1 protein-coding gene and 1 pseudogene are annotated in these 3,924 nt (G+C 31.1%); both read left to right on the forward strand.

From position 1 onward, the window contains the following. On the forward strand, nucleotides 1–3,807 hold a 3,807-nt coding region (gene cas9, locus RDN22_RS11055), incomplete at its 5' end, for a type II CRISPR RNA-guided endonuclease Cas9 (protein WP_308558129.1). After that, nucleotides 3,807–3,924 (forward strand): annotated as a pseudogene (locus RDN22_RS11060) (subtype II CRISPR-associated endonuclease Cas1); the annotation flags it as partial. The gene cas9 and the pseudogene RDN22_RS11060, both read left to right, overlap by 1 nt.

Raw genomic sequence — 3,924 nt, forward strand, 5'->3', positions numbered from 1 at the left:
ATATTTGGAAACTTAGTAGAAGAAAAAGCCTATCATGATGAATTTCCAACTATCTATCATTTAAGGAAATATTTAGCAGATAGTACTAAAAAAGCAGATTTGCGTCTAGTTTATCTTGCATTGGCTCATATGATTAAATATAGAGGTCACTTCTTAATTGAAGGAGAGTTTAATTCAAAAAATAATGATATTCAGAAGAATTTTCAAGACTTTTTGGACACTTATAATGCTATTTTTGAATCGGATTTATCACTTGAGAACAGTAAACAACTTGAGGAAATTGTTAAAGATAAGATTAGTAAATCAGCAAAGAAAGATCGTATTTTAAAACTCTTTCCTGGGGAGAAGAATTCGGGTATTTTTTCAGAGTTTCTAAAGTTGATTGTAGGAAATCAAGCTGACTTTAAGAAATATTTTAATTTAGACGAAAAAGCCCCCTTACATTTTTCTAAAGAAAGCTATGATGAAGATTTAGAGACTTTGTTAGGTTATATTGGAGATGATTATAGTGATGTCTTTCTCAAAGCAAAGAAACTTTATGATGCTATTCTTTTATCAGGTATTCTGACTGTAACTGATAATGGGACAGAAGCACCTCTTTCTTCTGCTATGATAATGCGATATAAAGAACACGAAGAAGATTTAGCGTTACTAAAGGCATACATAAGAAATATTTCCCTAGAAACATATAATGAAGTATTTAAAGACGACACCAAAAACGGCTATGCTGGTTATATTGATGGAAAAACAAGTCAGGAAGATTTCTATGTACATCTAAAAAAACTATTGGCTGGTCTTGAAGGTGCGGACTATTTTCTTGAAAAAATTGATCGAGAAGACTTTTTAAGAAAGCAACGCACATTTGATAATGGTTCAATACCATATCAGATTCATCTTCAAGAAATGAGAGCAATTCTCGATAAGCAAGCTAAATTTTATCCTTTCTTGGCTAAAAATAAAGAAAGAATCGAGAAGATTTTAACCTTCCGAATTCCTTATTATGTAGGTCCACTTGCGAGAGGGAATAGTGACTTCGCTTGGTCAATAAGAAAACGAAATGAAAAAATTACACCTTGGAATTTTGAGGACGTTATTGACAAAGAATCTTCGGCAGAGGCTTTTATTAATCGAATGACTAGTTTTGATTTGTATTTGCCAGAAGAGAAGGTACTTCCAAAGCATAGTCTCTTATACGAAACTTTTAATGTATATAATGAATTAACAAAAGTTAGATTTATTGCCGAAAGTATGAGAGATTATCAATTTTTAGATAGTAAGCAGAAGAAAGATATTGTCCGACTTTATTTTAAAAATAAAAGGAGAGTTACTGATAAGGATATTATTGAATATTTACATGCAATTGATGGATATGATGGAATTGAATTAAAAGGCATAGAGAAACAGTTTAATTCTAGTTTATCTACTTATCACGATCTTTTAAATATTATTAATGATAAAGAGTTTTTGGATGATAGTTCAAATGAAGCGATTATCGAAGAAATTATCCATACTTTGACAATTTTTGAAGATAGAGAGATGATAAAACAACGTCTTTCAAAATTTGAGAATATATTCGATAAATCCGTTTTGAAAAAGTTATCTCGTAGACATTACACTGGCTGGGGTAAGTTATCTGCTAAGCTTATTAATGGTATTCGAGATGAAAAATCTGGTAATACTATTCTTGATTACTTAATTGATGATGGTGTTTCTAACCGTAATTTCATGCAACTTATTCACGATGATGCTCTTTCTTTTAAAAAGAAGATAAAGAAGGCACAAATTATTGGTGACAAAGATAATATTAAACAGGTCGTTCAGGCTTTGCCAGGAAGTCCTGCGATAAAAAAAGGTATTTTACAAAGCATAAAGATTGTAGATGAATTAGTTAAAGTTATGGGAAGAAGACCTGAGTCAATTGTTGTTGAGATGGCTCGTGAAAACCAATATACCAACCAAGGTAAATCTAATTCTCAACAACGCTTGAAACGTTTAGAAGAATCTCTCAAAGAGTTAAGTAGTAAGATACTTAAGGAAAATATTCCTGCAAAACTTTCTAAAATAGACAATAATGCACTTCAAAATGATCGACTTTATTTGTATTATCTTCAAAACGGCAAAGATATGTATACCGGAGAAGAATTAGATATTGATAGATTAAGTAATTATGATATTGATCATATTATTCCTCAAGCTTTTTTGAAAGATAATTCTATTGACAATAAAGTACTTGTTTCATCTGCTAGTAACCGTGGTAAATCAGATGATGTTCCAAGTTTAGAGGTTGTCAAAAAAAGAAAGACACTTTGGTATCAATTATTGAAGTCAAAATTAATTTCTCAACGAAAATTTGATAATCTGACAAAAGCTGAACGGGGAGGTTTGTCACCTGAGGCTAAAGCTGGTTTTATTCAACGCCAGTTGGTAGAAACACGTCAAATAACAAAACATGTAGCTCGTTTACTTGATGAGAGATTTAATAATAAAAAAGATGAAGATAATAAAACGTTACGAACAGTAAAAATCATTACCTTGAAATCTAGCTTAGTTTCTCAATTTCGTAAGGATTTTGAACTTTATAAAGTCCGTGAAATCAACGATTTTCATCATGCTCATGATGCCTATTTGAATGCTGTTGTGGCAAGTGCTTTACTGAAGAAATACCCTAAACTAGAGCCAGAATTTGTGTATGGTGACTACCCAAAATACAATAGTTTTAGAGAAAGAAAGTCAGCTACAGAAAAGGTATATTTCTATTCAAATATCATGAATATCTTTAAAAAATCTATTTCTTTAGCTGATGGTACAGTTATTGAAAGACCACTTATTGAGGTAAATGAGGAGACCGGCGAATCCGTTTGGAATAAAGTGGCAGACCTAAATACTGTTAGAAAAGTTCTTTCATATTCACAGGTTAATATTGTCAAAAAAGTGGAGGAACAAAATCACGGATTGGATAGAGGAAAACCAAAGGGATTGTTTAATGCAAATCTTTCCTCGAAACCAAAACCAAATAGTAAAGAAAATTTAGTAGGTGCTAAAGAGTATCTTGACCCTAAAAAGTATGGGGGGTATGCTGGTATTTCTAATTCATTTGCTGTTCTTGTTAAAGGGACAATTGAAAAAGGTGCAAAGAAAAAAATAACAAATATACTTGAATTTCAAGGTATTTCTATTTTAGATAGGATTACGTATAGAAAAGATAAATTTAATTTTTTACTTGAAAAAGGTTATAAAGATATTGATTTGATTATTGAATTACCTAAATATAGTTTATTTGAACTTTCAGATGGTTCACGACGGATGTTGGCTAGTATTTTGTCAACGAATAATAAGAGGGGAGAGATTCACAAGGGAAATCAAATCTTTATTTCACAGAAGTATGTGAAATTACTTTATCATGCTAAAAGAATAAGCAACACATTTTATGATAATCATAGAAAGTATGTTGAAAATCATAAAAAAGAGTTTGAAGAATTATTTTACTATATTCTTGAATTTAATGAGAATTATGTTGGAGCTAAAAAGAATGGTGAACTCTTAAAATCTGCCTTTCAATCATGGCAAAATCATAGTATAGATGAACTCTGTAGTAGTTTTATAGGAACTACCGGAAGTGAAAGAAAGGGACTATTTGAATTAACCTCTCGAGGAGGTGCTGCTGATTTTGACTTTTTAGGTGTTAAAATTCCAAGGTATAGAGATTATACCCCATCATCCTTATTAAAAGATGCTACACTTATTCATCAATCTGTTACAGGTCTCTATGAAACACGAATCGACCTTGGCAAACTAGGAGAGGATTAATGGCGGGTTGGAGAACTATAGTCGTAAACACACATTCTAAACTGTCATATAAGAATAATCATCTTATTTTTAGAAACTCATATAAAACTGAGATGATTCATCTTTCTGAGATTGATA

Origin of the sequence: uncultured Lactobacillus sp., assembly GCF_902491705.1 — a bacterium.
Taxonomy (GTDB): domain Bacteria; phylum Bacillota; class Bacilli; order Lactobacillales; family Lactobacillaceae; genus Lactobacillus.